This is a genomic window from Micromonospora sp. NPDC048898 (assembly GCF_043198035.1).
Taxonomy (GTDB): Bacteria; Actinomycetota; Actinomycetes; order Mycobacteriales; family Micromonosporaceae; genus Micromonospora.
This window is the reverse complement of sequence record NZ_JBICUF010000002.1, coordinates 158,726-172,709: the sequence shown is the minus strand read 5'-3', so window position 1 is coordinate 172,709 and position 13,984 is coordinate 158,726. Positions and strand designations below refer to the sequence as shown.

The following is a 13,984-nucleotide window of genomic DNA, read 5'->3' as shown; positions in this document are numbered from 1 at the left end:
TAGCCCGCGACCGGCCGCCGGTGGTCGGGCCGGTGGCGGTCGCCGACTGTGCAGGTGGGCCCGGAATCCGTTGCCGTGAAAGGTTTCCGGAAGTATTGACAATCGACATGGCTCGATCGAAGCTGGCTTCGTCACGCGAGCCGCGGTCAGGGTCGGGCGAAGGGCAGTCCTCGACTTCAGTCCTCTTCCACGCGCCTATCTCCCGAGGGATCGCGATCGATGACACTCAAGACAAGGATGCTCGGCGCCGCCATGGCGGCCCTGACGCTGGCCGCCGCCGCGCTGACGTTCGCCACCCCGGCGTCGGCGGCGACGCTGACCCAGGTGACCGGCTTCGGCACCAACCCCACGAACCTCCAGATGCACCTGTACGTCCCGGACCGGGTGGCCACCCGACCGGCGGTCCTGCTCGCCCTGCACTACTGCACCGGGTCGGGTCCGGCGTTCCACTCCGGCACCCAGTACGCGTCCCTCGCGGACCGGTACGGGTTCATCGTGATCTACCCGTCGGTGACCCGCAGCAGCAGGTGCTGGGACGTGGCCTCACCGCAGGCCCTGCGCCGCGGCGGGGGCAGCGACCCGGTCGGGCTCATGTCGATGGTCGACTACGTGCGGCAGCGCTACGCCGCCGACCCGGCGCGGATCTTCGCCACCGGCACCTCGTCCGGAGCGATGATGACAAACGTCATGCTGGGTGACTACCCGGACGTGTTCGCGGCGGGCGCCTCGTTCGCCGGGGTGCCGTTCGGCTGCTTCGCCACCGGAGGCAGCTCCGAGTGGAACAGCCAGTGCGCGAACGGGCAGCTCATCAAGACCCCGCAGCAGTGGGGCGACCTGGTCCGTGGGGCGTATCCCGGCTACACCGGCCAGCGGCCCCGCATGCAGATCTGGCACGGCACCAACGACGACACGCTGCGCTACCCGAACTTCGGTGAGCAGGTCAAGCAGTGGACAAACGTGCACGGGTTGAGCCAGACCCCGACGTACACCGACTCGCCGCAGTCCGGCTACACCCGCACCCGGTACGGCAGCAGCGGACCGATGGCACCGGTCGAGGCGATCAGCATGCAGGGTGTCACGCACAACCTGCCGGTCGACGCCGCGCAGGTCATCCGCTTCTTCGGCCTGGACGGCACCACCACCCCGCCGCCCACGACGCCACCGCCGACCACGCCACCACCCACGACGCCACCGCCGACCACGCCGCCGCCCACGACTCCACCGCCGACCACGCCGCCGCCCACGACTCCACCGCCGACCACGCCGCCGCCCACGACTCCACCGCCCACGACGCCGCCACCGACCGCGCCGCCGCCGACCACGCCGCCGCCGAGCGCGGGTGCCTGCCGGGTCGGCTACACGGTCAACGCCTGGAGCAACGGGCTCACCGCGAGCGTGATCATCACCAACACCGGGACGGCCGCCGTGAACGGGTGGGCGTTGACCTTCACGCTGCCCACCGGGCAACGCATCACCAACGGCTGGAACGCGCAGTACTCGCCGGCCAGCGGCGCGGTGACAGCCAGCAACGCCTCCTACAACGCCACCATCGCCCCGAACGCGTCGGTCGAGATCGGCTTCCAGGCCACCCACGACGGCGGCACCGGCAAACCCTCGTCGTTCGCCCTGAACGGTGCCCAGTGCGCGTTGTCCTGATCTCCCCCTCCACCACCACAGAAGGAGTCGCACGATGAGAGACACCAGATGGAAGGCGGCACCGAGAGCCGTGATCGCGCTGACCGGCGCGGCCGTGCTCGCCGCCGGCATGGCGCTGTTCGTGACGGCACCCGCCTCCGCCGGGACCACACTCGGCGCGTCCGCCGCCGAGAAGGGTCGCTACTTCGGTACGGCGGTGGCCGCGTACAAGCTCTCCGAAAGCGCGTACACCACGATCCTGAACCGTGAGTTCAACATGGTGACGCCCGAGAACGAGATGAAGATCGACGCCACCGAGCCGCAGCAGGGCCGGTTCAGCTACGCCTCGTCCGAGCAGATCGTCAACCACGCGCGCAGTCGCGGGATGCAGGTACGCGGGCACACCCTGGCCTGGCACGGCCAGCAGCCGGGGTGGATGCAGGGCATGGAGGGCACCGCACTGCGCAACGCGATGCTCAACCACATCACGCAGGTGGCGACCCACTTCCGGGGACAGATCTATTCCTGGGACGTGGTGAACGAGGCGTTCGCCGACGGCAACTCGGGTGGCCGTCGTGACTCGAACCTGCAGCGCACCGGCAACGACTGGATCGAGGCGGCGTTCCGTGCCGCCCGTGCCGCCGACCCGGGTGCGAAACTCTGCTACAACGACTACAACACCGACAACTGGACCTGGGCCAAGACGCAGGGTGTCTACAACATGGTGCGGGACTTCAAGGCCCGTGGCGTGCCGATCGACTGCGTCGGCTTCCAGTCGCACTTCAACAACGACTCGCCGTACGCCAGCAACTACCGCACCACGTTGTCGAGCTTCGCGGCGCTGGGCGTGGACGTGCAGATCACCGAGCTGGACATCCAGGGAGCGTCGGCGGACACCTACCGCAGGGTCGTCGAGGACTGCCTGGCCGTGGCCCGGTGCAACGGGATCACCGTGTGGGGCATCCGCGACAGCGACTCGTGGCTGGCCTCGCAGACCCCGCTGCTGTTCAACAGCAACGGTTCCAAGAAGCCGGCGTACGACGCGGTGCTCGCCGCACTCAACAACGGCACCCCGCCGCCCACGACGGCCCCGCCCACAAGCATCCCGCCGACCACCGTGCCGCCCACCACCGCACCGCCCACCACTCCTCCGCCGGGGGAGGGTGGCTGCACCGCGACGGCGACGGTGAACCAGTGGACCGGTGGCTTCGTGGCGAGCGTACGGGTGACGGCCGGATCGTCGGCTCTCAACGGCTGGACCGTGACGATCCCGCTGCCGTCCGGCGCGACGGTCACCAACTCGTGGAGCGCCAACCCCAGCGGTAACACCGGCACGACCAACTGGACGAACGTGTCCTACAACGGCCAGGTCGGCGCCGGGCAGTCCACCGAGTTCGGCTTCCAGGGCAACGGCACCGCCGGCAGCCTCAGCCCCACCTGCACAGCCAGCTAGAGGAAGCAGGGGCCGGTGCGGAGGCCCACCCAGCCCCGCACCGGCCCCACCCCGACCACCGGGTGCGGTGGCGGGGCGGGCAGCACCGATCTCAGGCCTGGGCGGCGACGAGGAAGATCGGCACGACGACGAGGATCCGGTTCGCGTGGGCGCGCTCGGCCTGCTCGGCGAGCCAGCTCTCCTCGTCGGTGATCCGTTTCAACACGTCGAGCGCGGTGTCGTCGGTGAGCACCGTGGTGTGCACCTCGACGATCGGGTCGGTGAACCCGGCGTCGAGCAGCAGGTTGCGATAACCACGGGCAACGCGCGGCGAGGGCAGCGAGTCCGCCTTCTCGTGGACCAGTCGACGGGTGGTTCCCGAGTCGTCCGAGTCGATGGCGATCAGGTCCCAGTCCTGGCCGAGCAGCACGGCTCGGCCGCCCGGCGCGAGCACCCGCCGGGCCTCGGCCACGGCTCGCGCCGGGTCGTCGAGCACGTGTAACACCTTGTCCGCCCGGTAGTAGGTGACCGATCCGGTCTCCAGCGGCAGGTCGGTGGCGTCGCCGACACGGAACTCGCCGGCTGGCCAGCGCTTGCGGGCCACGGCGATCATCTCGGGATCGAGGTCGACACCGAGCGCGTGGGCTCCGCGCTCGGCCAGCTCGGCGACGGCGCGGCCACTGCCACAACCAGCGTCGACGACGGTTCGGCCAGTGAGGTCGCCGAGTAACTCGTAGGAACGGGCGCGCAGTTCGACGGCGGCGGGCTTGCTCTCGATGGCATCGAGGACAGTTAGCAGACTGGACATGCACGCCATGCTCGGACTTAATGTCGACATGAAGTCAAGCACGATGACGATCGGTGAAGTGGCCGACCACTTTGGTCTGCCGGCGCACGTACTGCGGCACTGGGAGTCGGTGGGCCTGCTCTGCCCCGCCCGGGTCACCGGCGGTCGTCGCCGCTACACCCGCGACGACCTGTTCCGGGTGGCCTCGATCCTGCGCGCGAAGCAGGCCGGCCTGTCGCTGTCGGACATCCGGGCGTTCCTCGCCGCAGGGGACCCCGCCGTGCGCAAGGACGTGCTGCGCCGCAACCACGGCGCGCTGCGAGCCAGGATGGCGGCCCTGCGGTCGGCGCTCGATCTGTTGGAGGCCGGCCTGAACTGCTCGCACGAGGACGTGACGACCTGCCCGAACTATCGCAGCCGGTTGGCGGAGCTGGTGGAGGTCGGGGGCCGTGGTTGAGGCCTTGCCGGATCGCCGCCCGGACTCCACCTCGGCTCGACCGCCCTTATGAAACAGGCCTCAGCCGTCGATGCGGGTGATGTTGCGGATCTTGTTGGACGCGTCCAGGGCGGCGACCTTGTACGCCTCGGCCAACGTCGGATAGTTGAACACGGCGTCGATGAGGTAGTCGATCGTGCCGCCGCAGCCCATCACCGCCTGCCCGATGTGGACGATCTCGGTGGCGGCGGTGCCGAACACGTGCACCCCGAGCAGCCGGCCGTCGTCGGGGGAGACGAGCAGCTTGAGCATGCCGTACGAGTCACCGACGATCTGGCCGCGAGCCAGCTCGCGATAGCGCGCGACACCGACCTCGAACGGAGTCGAGGCTTCGGTGAGCTGCGCCTCGGTCTGCCCGACGAAGCTGATCTCCGGGATGGTGTAGATGCCAATGGGTTGTAGGCCGTGCATCTCCCGGATCGGTTCGCCGCAGGCGTGCTGGGCCGCCAGTCGGCCCTGCTCCATCGAGGTGGACGCGAGCGCGGGAAAGCCGATCACGTCGCCGACCGCGTAGATGTGGTCCACCGAGGTGCGGTAGTTGGCGTCCACCTTGATCCGGCCGCGGCGGTCCGCCTCCAACCCGGCGGCCTCCAGCGCCAGGTCGTCGGTCTGGCCCTGCCGGCCGGCCGAGTACATGACCGTGTCCGCGACGATCTTCTTACCGCTCTTGAGGATGCACAGCGCGGCGGTCTGGTGCTTCTCCACGGCGGCGACCTCCTCGCCGAAGCGGAACGCCACCGACAGGTCGCGCAGGTGGTATTTGAGCGACTCGATCACCTCGTCGTCGCAGAAATCCAACATCCGCTCACGGCGTTCCACCACCGTCACCTTGGTGCCGAGCGCGGCGAACATGGAAGCGTACTCCATGCCGATCACGCCTGCGCCGACCACGACCATGCTGCGGGGGACGGCCTGCAGGTTGATGACGCCGTCGGAGTCCACGATCGTCCGGTCATCGAAGTCGACGCTGTCCGGGCGGGCCGGGCGGGTGCCCGCGGCGATGACGAGCTTGTCGAAGGTCACCTTCGACTCGCGGCCGGAGCCGCTGTCGACCCAGATCGAGTGCGCGTCCGCGAAGCGGCCGGTGCCGGTGATCATGACAACCCGGTTGCGGGCCAGTTGGTTGCGGATGACGTCGGTCTGCCGGCTGATCACGTGCTGTGTCCGGGCGGCCAGGTCGCTGACCGTGATCTCTTCCTTGACCCGGTAGTTGCTGCCGTAGAGGTCTCGCTGGCTCAGCCCGGTCAAATAGAGGACGGCCTCGCGCAGCGTCTTGGAGGGGACCGTGCCGGTGTTGATGCACACCCCACCGATCATGTCGCGACGGTCGACGATGCCGACGCGCCTGCCGAGCTTGGCGGCAGCGATCGCGGCCTTCTGACCGCTGGGTCCGGAGCCCAGCACCAACAGGTCGTAGTCATACACAACCGCTAGCGTCGCAAGATGTCGCGACTGGCGCCAGACCCCGGAGCCGAGCGTTATTCGTCTGCCACCACGCAGAGGCCACCGTTGAGCGTGATCTCCTCCGGCAGTTGCGTGCCGCTGGCGACGAGCCCCAGCGACACCGTGCCGCCCGGCGGGATCACCGCGTTGCGAGCGGTGTTGCCCACCCGCAGGTAGCTGTTGTTGAGACGGTCGATGACCTTCGCGCCCCAGATGCCCTGGACCTGCTGGCCGGCGTAGAACCGCCACGTCATCGTCCACCCGTTGATCGCCGTGGTGCCGGTGTTCTGCACGGCGAGGTGCGCCACGAAGCCGTCCGACCACTGCCGCACCACGGACCGGACCTCGCAACTCGGCGGTGGCGGCAGGGTGGTGACGGTGACCGGTGCGGACAACGGGGACAGGTGTCCGACCTCGTCGCGGGCCTGCACCACGAAGGTGTACGTGGTGTTCGGCGTCAACCCGCTGATCTGGGTGCTGTTGACGGGCGGGTACTGGGAAACGTCGCGGACGAAGGTGAGAGCGCCGCCAGCGTCGACCCGGAACACCTGGTACCGGTCGAGCACCACGTTCTCCACCGAGTGCGGCCAGCGCAGCGAGACCTGGGTGGCGGCCACGTTGTACGCCACCGGTTGACCCGGCGCGCCCGGCGGTTGGTCGTCCCCCGGTGACATGGTGAATCGCAGGGGCCCGGTCGACGGTGAGCTGTTGCCGGCCGCGTCCAGCGCCCTCACGAAGAAGGTGTACGTGCGTGACGGCTGCAGGTCGGTGATCCGAATGCTGTTGGTGTCGGTCGACCAGGTCCTGCCGTTGTCCTCGAACTGCGCGGAGACCGGGTAACGGACCACGCCCACGTTGTCGGTCGAGGCGGCCCAGGTCAGCTCGACCGAGGTGGTGTCGACGGCGGCGACAGTGATCGGGCCGGGGGTGGTGGGCGGTTGGGTGTCGGCGGCGGCGTACGCCGGGGTCGCGCCCGTCGCCACCAGGGCCGCCGTGAGCGCGCAGGCAGCCAGTGCGGCGGCCCTGGACCGGACGCCGCGCCACGGATGATCGCGCAACATGATCGCCTCGCTTTCGGGTGACCGCAGCGGACCAGTCATCGACTGATGACGATGGTAGGCCAGTCGCGGTCGCGGCGCTGTCCCCCTCAGCCCACGAGGCGGCGTTCCCACGCCCACGCGGCGATCTCCACCCGGTTGCGGGCCTTGAGCTTCATCTGCACGCTCGCCAGGTGGGTCTTGACGGTGCCGACGGCGATGAAGAGCCCGGCGGCGATCTCGGCGTTGGTCAGGCCCCGGGCGACGAGCTTCACCACGTCGAGTTCCCGTGGTGACAGCCCGCCGTCGTCGCGCGCCGGGGCGGGTGGGCTGAGGTGCTCCAACAGTCGTACCGTGATCGACGGGCTGATCAGTGCGTCGCCGGACACGGCCGCGCGGACCGCCTCCACCAGCAGGGCCGGGCCGGAGTCCTTGAGCAGGAAGCCGCAGGCGCCGTTGGAGAGTGCGGTGTGCACGTACTCGTCGAGGTCGAAGGTCGTCACCACGACCACCCGCAGCGGGTCGGCGACGCCCGGCCCGGCGAGCAGCCGCAGTGCTTCGAGCCCGTCGAGGCGGGGCATCCGGATGTCCAGCAGCACCACGTCCGGGCGCAGTCTCCGGGCCACCTCGACCGCCTGGACGCCGTCGGCGGCCTCGCCGACCACCTCCATGTCCGCCTGGGCTCCGATGATCATGCCGAAGCCGGTCCGGACCATGGCCTGGTCGTCGGCGATCAGCACCCGGATCACCGGGGCACCGCCACCCGCAGCGGGAACGCCGCGTCGAGCACCCAACCACCCGCGACGCCGGGCCCGGCGGTGATCGTGCCGCCGAGGGCGCGTACGCGCTCGGCCAGGCCGATCAGGCCGAAGCCGTGCCCGCGGGCCGGCGCGGTGCGCGGCGACGCGCCGTCGTCGGCGACCCGGACCAGCAACCAGTCCGGCGTACGCCGCACGGCCACGTGCACCGACCGCGCGTCCGGCGCGTGCTGACGGGTGTTGGTCAGTCCCTCCATCACCACCCGGTACGCCGACGTCGAGACCTCCACCGGCAGTCCGTGCAGGTCGCCGTCGACGTGCAGGTGTGCCGGGGCGCTCGCCGTGCCGTTGAATCCGGTCAGCAGCGGCTCCAACTCGGTCACCCCGGCCAGTGGGGCCAGCGGTGCGTCCGGCGGGGCGTCCGGGTCACGCAGGATCCCGACCATCCGCCGCATCGAGGCCATCGTCTCCGCACCGGCCCGCTCGATCTGCTCCAGGGCGACGATCACCCGCTGCGGGTCCTGCTCGGCGACGAACCGGGCACCCTGTGCCTGCACCACGATGCCCGTCACGTGGTGGGCGATGAAGTCGTGCAGGTCACGGGCGAACTCCGCGCGCTGTTCGGCCCGGACCAGCGCGATCGCCCGCTCCCGGCCGGCGGCCACGATCCGCAGGTAGAGCCCCACCCCGGCGGCGCCGGCCGCGGCGAGCACCTGGAGCAGTCCGAAGATCACCAGCAGGTTCTCGGTGCCGGAGCGCAGTGGCAACGCGGCGACGGCCAGCCCGACTGTCACCGCCGCCCACGGGGCGAGCCGGGGCGCGCCCCAGCGGGTGACCACGAAGACCACCCCGATCAGCCCGGCCGACTCGGCGAGCCCCCAGCTGCTGCTGAACAGGTAGATGCCGTCGGAGAGGAGCAGGCCGGCCGCGGTCACGGCCAGTGAGGCGAAGGCGAGCCCCAGCGCGGCCAGCGGCAGCAGCCGCGAACCCAGCCGGTGCACCGGCAGCCAGAGCGGCACCGTCGCCACCGCCAGCCCCATGCGCACCAGCAGGAGCAGGAGAGCGGGCAGGCTCTCCGGCGCGCCGAACCGGAGGTCGAAGAGGGCGAGCAGACCAAAGGTCAGCAGGCCGGCGGCCTGGGCCAGGCGTACCCACCAACGTCGAAGATCCGGCGTGCTCATGGTGACCCAGCGTAGCCAGCGGACGGCACGGGCAGATCGGCCGAAAGACAGACCCCGCCCTGCCGATACCCGGCCACCGGCCGATGCGCCCACCGGCCGGTCGCGGCGACGCTGTCCCGGCCACAACCGCAGCCACTGGCTGCCCGGGCCACATCGCAGCCACTGGCTGCCCGGGCCACAACCGCAGCCACTGGCTGCCCGGCCACAACCGCAGCTACCGGAGGAACAATGACAACGCACGCCCCGCCGGAGACCAGCCACGCCGCGGTCGCCGCGGTCGACCTGGTGAAGGTGTACGGCAGCGGCGACACCGCCGTCCGTGCCCTGGACGGGGTCTCGGTCGGCTTCGGCCGGGCCGAGTTCACCGCCATCATGGGCTCGTCCGGGTCCGGCAAGTCGACACTGATGCACTGCCTCGCCGGTCTCGACACCGCCACCTCCGGCCGCGTCCTGCTCGGCGGCACCGACCTGACCGGCCAGTCGGACCGGACACTGACCCGGGTACGCCGGGAACGGATCGGGTTCGTCTTCCAGTCCTTCAACCTGCTGCCGCAGCTCACCGCCGCACAGAACATCACCCTGCCGCTGGACCTCGCCGGGCGGCAGCCCGACGCCGAACTCCTCGCGCACCTGGTGCGGGTGCTCGGCCTCGGTGACCGGCTGAACCACCGGCCCAGCGAGCTGTCCGGCGGCCAGCAACAGCGGGTCGCGTTGGCCCGTGCCCTGGTGGCGCGACCCGAGGTGGTCTTCGCCGACGAGCCGACCGGCAACCTCGACTCCCGCTCCGGCGCGGAGGTGCTCACCATCCTGCGCGACTCGGTACGCGACCTCGGCCAGACCGTCGTCATGGTCACCCACGACCCGATCGCCGCCGCGTACGCCGACCGGGTGGTGCTGCTCGCCGACGGGCGGGTGGCCGGCGAGATCGACAAGCCCAACCAGGTGTCGGTCACCGACGCGCTGCGGGACCTGGCGGCCCGCCGATGAGGGCGACAGTGCTGCGTACCCAGACGAACGCCGCCGCCCGGCGGCCCGGCCGGCTGATCCTGACCGGCCTGGCGATCCTGGTCGCCTCGTTCGTCGTCTTCGGCACGGTGCTGGTGCAACAGATCACCGAACAGACCGTGCGGGACAACCTGAGCGGCACCCCGGCCGCCACCGACCTGGTGATCGGCAGCACCGACGTGCTGCCACCCACGGTGGCGGACGCGCGGCGGATCCAGACCGTACCCGGGGTGGCCGAGGCGGCGGCCCGGGTCGCGACCGGCGTCTCCATCGGCGAGGGGTACCTCAACCTCCAGTCGGATCCGGGCACCGGCCCGCTGACCACGGTCCGGGTGACCGAGGGCAGCTACCCGGACCAGCCCGGCGAGATCGCCATCACCCCGCGTACCGCCGAGCGGCTCGGGCTGTCGGTCGGCACCAAAACCAGCGGTATGGGTGGCGAACTCACCACACCCGCCGCACTGACCGTCACCGGCCTGGTCGACGCCGGCCGCGACGCCGGCTACGACGCGTACGCCCCGGACAGTGCCGTGATCGGCTGGGCGCGCCTGACGGCCGTGGAGCGCGTCGACGTGCGCGTCGCCCCCGGCACGTCGACGGCGAGCGTCCGGCAACGGGTGACCGCGGCGGTGGCCGGCCAGCCGATCCGCTCCGGCGCCGAGGTGCGCCAGGCGGAGGCGAACGCGGCGGCCGACGAGGTCGGGAAGCTCTTCGTCCTGGTCGGCATGTTCGTCTCGATCGCGGTCGTCGCCGCGGCGCTGGTGGTCACGTCGACCTTCCGCATCGTCTTCGCCCAGCGGATGCGGCAGCTCGCGCTGCTGCGGGCGGTCGGCGCGAATCGGGGCACCCTGGTGGGCGCGTTGACCGCCGAGGGAGCCCTGACCGGGTTGGTCGCCGGTGTCGTCGGGGTCGCCAGCGCCCTGGCCCTCGGGCACGCTCTGCCGGCCATCCTGCGTGCGTCCGGCCTGGCGGTCTCCTCGCCGGGCCTGCCCCTGGCGGCGGCGGTCGCGGTGGTGCTCGGCGCCGTCGTGATCACCGTGCTGGCCGTGCTGGCACCGGCGGTCTCCGCCGCCCGGGTCTCCCCGTTGGAGGCACTGCGCACGGCGAGCACCACCGCCGGCCGCCGCGGCATCGGCGTGCCACGTCTGGTCCTCGGGCTGCTCCTGGCCGTCGGCGCGGTCCTGGCGGCGGTCGCCACGATCAGCCTGTTGCCGAAGCCGGACCAGTCGAACTACGACCCGTCGAGGCCACTGTTCCTGCTTGTCGCGTCCGGCGCGTTGGCGTTCTTCGCGCTGGTGGCCCTCGGGCCGTTGCTGGTGCGCCCGGTGTTGGCCGTGGTGGGGTGGCCGCTGCGCCAGTTCGGGCCGCTCGGGCGGATGTCGGTCGGTGGGATCGGCGGGACGCCACGCCGGGCGGCGGCGGTCTCCGTCGTGGTCGCGCTCGGCGTGACCCTGATCTCCGGGGTGCTGATCGGAGGTGCGTCGCTCCAGGTCCTCGCCGACCGCGAGATGGCGCTGTCGGCACCGACCGACTTCGAGGTCACCAGCAACGGTGGGACGCTGCCGCCGGCCGTGGTGACCCAGGCCGAGGCGGCACACGCCGCGTTGGCGAGGGTGGTGCCGTACCGGATGGTCGGCGACGCCACGCTGCTGCGCGGTGCGGACAGGCTCGGCGACGTCGAGTCCGGTTACCCGACAAGCGACCTGGACCTGGCGGCGCTGCCGAGCACCGGTGACCTGGACGTGGCCCAGGGCGCCCTGGCCGATCGCGGCCCCGGCCGGATCGTGCTCAACAGTTGGGTCGCGCGGGACGCGGGTCTGCGGGCCGGCGACACCGTCACGCTCGCCGTCGCCAGCCACAGGGTCGACGTGCGGGTGGCCGCCGTCCTGCCCGGTGACGGGCCGCTGCACGCGGGCATCCTCGCCGACCCGGCAGACCTGGACCGGCTTGGCGTGCCGGCCGCGTACACCGGTCTGCTGGCCGACGCGGCCGGCACCGGTGAGGACGGTCGCACCGCCGGTGTGCGGGCCCTGCGACAGGCCATCGCGGGCACCGACGGGGTGGGGCTCACGGTGCTCGCCGACGAACGGGACCGCAACGACTCGTTGGTACGCACCCTGGTCTGGATCGCCGTCGGCCTGGTCGGCCTGACCGTGCTGATCGCCGTCGTCGGCGTGGGCTCCACGACCGCGCTGTCGGTGGTGGAGCGGGTCCGCGAGTCCGGGCTGCTCCGCGCGATCGGCCTGTCCCGGACCGGCCTGCGCACGATGCTGACAGTCGAGTCCGGCCTGTACGGGGTGATCGGCGCGACCATCGGCCTGCTGCTCGGCATCCCGTACGCCTGGTTGGCGGTCCAGGCCCTCGGGATCGAGGCACCACTGACCGCGCCGCTGCTGCCGCTGGCCGGGCTGTTCGTGGTGCTGGTCGCGTTGACCGCGCTGGCCGGGGTGCTGCCGGCCCGGCGAGCATCGAGGGTCAGCCCGGTGGCGGCGCTGGGGGTGGACGGCTGACCGCCACCGTGGGTCGACGCCCGAGACCTCGGCGTCGACCCACGGTGGGCCGGGACTCAGTTGGGGTTGTTGGCGTGCGTCAGCGTCTCCCAGGCGACGAACAGGTTGTTGCTGCCGGCCGGTCGCTGTTGCAGCGTGAGGGTCTGGGTGTTGGTCATGACGTTGCCCAGCCGGTTGCTCATCGCGTTGAAGCCGACCTCGGTGATCGGGCCGAGGCCCCGGGTGAGGCTGCCGCCACAGAGCCAGGAGGGCGGCGCCTCGCCGAGCTGGTAGCGCGAGTGGAAGCCGAGCGCCTGCCGCAACCGCTCACCGACCTGCGGGTACAGGTCGCGCCCCTGGATGCGGGAGGTCTCCGCGACGTGCGAGATGGCGGAGATCCCGTACCCGGTGTGGACGAAGTCGCGGCAGGTCTCCTGGGCGAGGCCGGCGACGAATGTGGACTGGCCCTGCCAGTAGCCGATGATCTCCGAGCTGGTGTCCAGGCCGCTGCCGGGCACCGTGTACGGCAGTGCACCGTCACTGGGCAGGTAGACGAATGCCCGGGTGCGGTTGAGGAAGCGGGTGACCGCCGCGTCGTAGGCGCTGCGGTCCTCCAGGAAGACCGAGATGCCGACCGCCGCCTCCATCATGGTCAGTTCCCAGTTGCCGTTGCTGTTCGAGCCGTTGCGCACCACCGGCAGGTAGACGGTGCGCAGCATCGTGGCGAAGCGGTTGGCGTTGGGCCAGTTGGTGTACGTGTACTTGATGATCTCGGCGGCGCGGGGCCAGACCGAGGCGGCCCAGCCGGTCTGCAACGGGCCGTTGCTGCCGGTGTGCGCGGTGATGGTCGCCGACCAGGCGTCCATGATCTGGATCGACTTCTGCGCGTACCGGGCGTCGCCGGTGATGTACCAGGCGAGGGCGTCGGTGTATGCGGCTATCGCGTCCTCGCGCTCGTCGGTGCAACCGTTGTTCGGGTTGGAGTACGACCCGCACTCGACCACCGACCGGGGTGCCGGGGTGCGCGACAGGGACGCGTACCGGCTGCTCATCATCTGGCTGTAGGCCGACGCCCACGGCTGCGCCCCGGCCTGCACCCGGCCGCGGACGAAGTCGAGCTGACCTCGGCTGACCAGCACGCCGGGGTGCGTGAAGCCGCCGGACGGGGGTGGTGTGGTGCCGGAGGGCAGCGTCCAGGTCTGGTTGGCGGTGCCCGTGCAACTCCAGATCTGTAGCGGGGTGCCGTCGGCGGCGCTCTGGCCGGTCGCGTCGAGACACTTGCCGGAGGTCGGGTTGACCACCTGCCCGGCGCTGGACGACCACTGCTGCGCCCCGGTGCCGTTGCAGTCGTAGATCTGCACCCGGGCGCCGTTGGCGGTGCCGGCGGCGGCGATGTCCAGGCACTTGCCCAGCGCCCGGATCGTGCCGTCGTCGGCGACCGTCCACTGTTGCGCGGTCGAGCCGTTGCAGGCGTAGAGCTGCACGGCTGTGTTGTTGGCCGGGTTCGCGGCGGCCACGTCGACGCACTTGCCGCCGTACCCGGTGATGGCGCCCGTCGCGGCCGCCACGGCGGGTGCGACGCCGAGCACCAGGGCGGTCGGTACGGCGAGCAGGGCCGCCGCGAGCACGGCGGTCAGTCTGATGCGGGGGCGGCGGGGCGCGGGCCCGGCCAGTCGTCGCGCCATGTCGGGGTCCTTCCGGGGCGGCGAAGCCAACTGTAA

11 protein-coding genes are annotated in these 13,984 nt (G+C 71.3%); 5 read left to right on the top strand and 6 right to left on the bottom strand.

Annotated elements, in window-relative coordinates:
* Window positions 1–219 precede the first annotated feature (219 nt).
* Together ACGFIQ_RS07685 and ACGFIQ_RS07680 are read left to right on the top strand one after the other, a co-directional pair.
* The gene (locus ACGFIQ_RS07685) at window positions 220–1,656 is read left to right on the top strand and encodes a PHB depolymerase family esterase (RefSeq protein ID WP_393240807.1); all 1,437 of its coding nucleotides are present in this window, start codon (window positions 220–222) and stop codon (window positions 1,654–1,656) included.
* 34 nt (window positions 1,657–1,690) lie between these two features.
* On the top strand, window positions 1,691–3,088 hold the full coding sequence (locus ACGFIQ_RS07680) for an endo-1,4-beta-xylanase (RefSeq protein WP_393240804.1): 1,398 nt from the start codon (window positions 1,691–1,693) through the stop codon (window positions 3,086–3,088).
* A gap of 91 nt (window positions 3,089–3,179) precedes the next feature.
* Here ACGFIQ_RS07680 and ACGFIQ_RS07675 read toward each other — a convergent pair whose 3' ends face one another.
* Complete coding sequence (locus tag ACGFIQ_RS07675; protein WP_393240801.1) at window positions 3,180–3,875, bottom strand: methyltransferase domain-containing protein; 696 nt, start codon at window positions 3,873–3,875, stop codon at window positions 3,180–3,182.
* Between the two features lie 28 nt (window positions 3,876–3,903).
* On the opposite strand from ACGFIQ_RS07675, the gene ACGFIQ_RS07670 reads away from it, so the two are divergent.
* Window positions 3,904–4,311, top strand: a complete 408-nt coding sequence (locus ACGFIQ_RS07670; RefSeq protein WP_393240798.1) for a MerR family transcriptional regulator — start codon at window positions 3,904–3,906, stop codon at window positions 4,309–4,311.
* 60 nt (window positions 4,312–4,371) lie between these two features.
* Here ACGFIQ_RS07670 and sthA read toward each other — a convergent pair whose 3' ends face one another.
* The 4 genes from sthA to ACGFIQ_RS07650 are packed head-to-tail and all read right to left on the bottom strand — an operon-like array spanning window position 4,372 to window position 8,769.
* The gene (gene sthA / locus ACGFIQ_RS07665) at window positions 4,372–5,775 is read right to left on the bottom strand and encodes a Si-specific NAD(P)(+) transhydrogenase (RefSeq protein WP_393240795.1); all 1,404 of its coding nucleotides are present in this window, start codon (window positions 5,773–5,775) and stop codon (window positions 4,372–4,374) included.
* 53 nt (window positions 5,776–5,828) lie between these two features.
* Window positions 5,829–6,893 carry a fibronectin type III domain-containing protein gene (locus tag ACGFIQ_RS07660; protein WP_393240792.1) on the bottom strand — a complete coding sequence of 355 codons (1,065 nt, stop codon included), beginning with the start codon at window positions 6,891–6,893 and terminating at the stop codon, window positions 5,829–5,831.
* Between the two features lie 47 nt (window positions 6,894–6,940).
* Entirely contained in the window at window positions 6,941–7,579 is a 639-nt protein-coding gene (locus ACGFIQ_RS07655; RefSeq protein ID WP_393240789.1) for a response regulator, read from the bottom strand.
* Complete coding sequence (locus ACGFIQ_RS07650; protein ID WP_393240786.1) at window positions 7,576–8,769, bottom strand: sensor histidine kinase; 1,194 nt, start codon at window positions 8,767–8,769, stop codon at window positions 7,576–7,578. Before ACGFIQ_RS07650 ends, ACGFIQ_RS07655 begins: the two co-directional genes overlap by 4 nt.
* A 228-nt stretch (window positions 8,770–8,997) precedes the next feature.
* Here ACGFIQ_RS07650 and ACGFIQ_RS07645 point away from each other — a divergent pair, with 228 nt between their 5' ends.
* Both ACGFIQ_RS07645 and ACGFIQ_RS07640 read left to right on the top strand, forming a co-directional pair.
* Window positions 8,998–9,756 (top strand): ABC transporter ATP-binding protein, encoded by a 759-nt coding sequence (locus tag ACGFIQ_RS07645; protein ID WP_393240783.1) that lies wholly within the window; start codon window positions 8,998–9,000, stop codon window positions 9,754–9,756.
* On the top strand, window positions 9,753–12,284 hold the full coding sequence (locus tag ACGFIQ_RS07640; RefSeq protein ID WP_393240780.1) for an FtsX-like permease family protein: 2,532 nt from the start codon (window positions 9,753–9,755) through the stop codon (window positions 12,282–12,284). Before ACGFIQ_RS07645 ends, ACGFIQ_RS07640 begins: the two co-directional genes overlap by 4 nt.
* 56 nt (window positions 12,285–12,340) lie before the next feature.
* Here ACGFIQ_RS07640 and ACGFIQ_RS07635 read toward each other — a convergent pair whose 3' ends face one another.
* Window positions 12,341–13,948: a ricin-type beta-trefoil lectin domain protein gene (locus ACGFIQ_RS07635; RefSeq protein ID WP_393240777.1), complete on the bottom strand. Its 1,608-nt coding sequence runs from the start codon at window positions 13,946–13,948 to the stop codon at window positions 12,341–12,343.
* Window positions 13,949–13,984: the final 36 nt, after the last annotated feature.

What these genes read in the sequence shown, in the direction of transcription:
- ACGFIQ_RS07685 (WP_393240807.1), top strand. Translation starts at nt 220, where the DNA reads ATGACACTCAAGACAAGGATGCTCGGCGCCGCCATGGCGGCCCTGACG.
- ACGFIQ_RS07680 (WP_393240804.1), top strand. Translation starts at nt 1,691, where the DNA reads ATGAGAGACACCAGATGGAAGGCGGCACCGAGAGCCGTGATCGCGCTG.
- ACGFIQ_RS07675 (WP_393240801.1), bottom strand. Translation starts at nt 3,875, where the DNA reads ATGTCCAGTCTGCTAACTGTCCTCGATGCCATCGAGAGCAAGCCCGCC.
- ACGFIQ_RS07670 (WP_393240798.1), top strand. Translation starts at nt 3,904, where the DNA reads ATGAAGTCAAGCACGATGACGATCGGTGAAGTGGCCGACCACTTTGGT.
- ACGFIQ_RS07660 (WP_393240792.1), bottom strand. Translation starts at nt 6,893, where the DNA reads ATGACTGGTCCGCTGCGGTCACCCGAAAGCGAGGCGATCATGTTGCGC.
- ACGFIQ_RS07650 (WP_393240786.1), bottom strand. Translation starts at nt 8,769, where the DNA reads ATGAGCACGCCGGATCTTCGACGTTGGTGGGTACGCCTGGCCCAGGCC.
- ACGFIQ_RS07645 (WP_393240783.1), top strand. Translation starts at nt 8,998, where the DNA reads ATGACAACGCACGCCCCGCCGGAGACCAGCCACGCCGCGGTCGCCGCG.
- ACGFIQ_RS07640 (WP_393240780.1), top strand. Translation starts at nt 9,753, where the DNA reads ATGAGGGCGACAGTGCTGCGTACCCAGACGAACGCCGCCGCCCGGCGG.
- ACGFIQ_RS07635 (WP_393240777.1), bottom strand. Translation starts at nt 13,948, where the DNA reads ATGGCGCGACGACTGGCCGGGCCCGCGCCCCGCCGCCCCCGCATCAGA.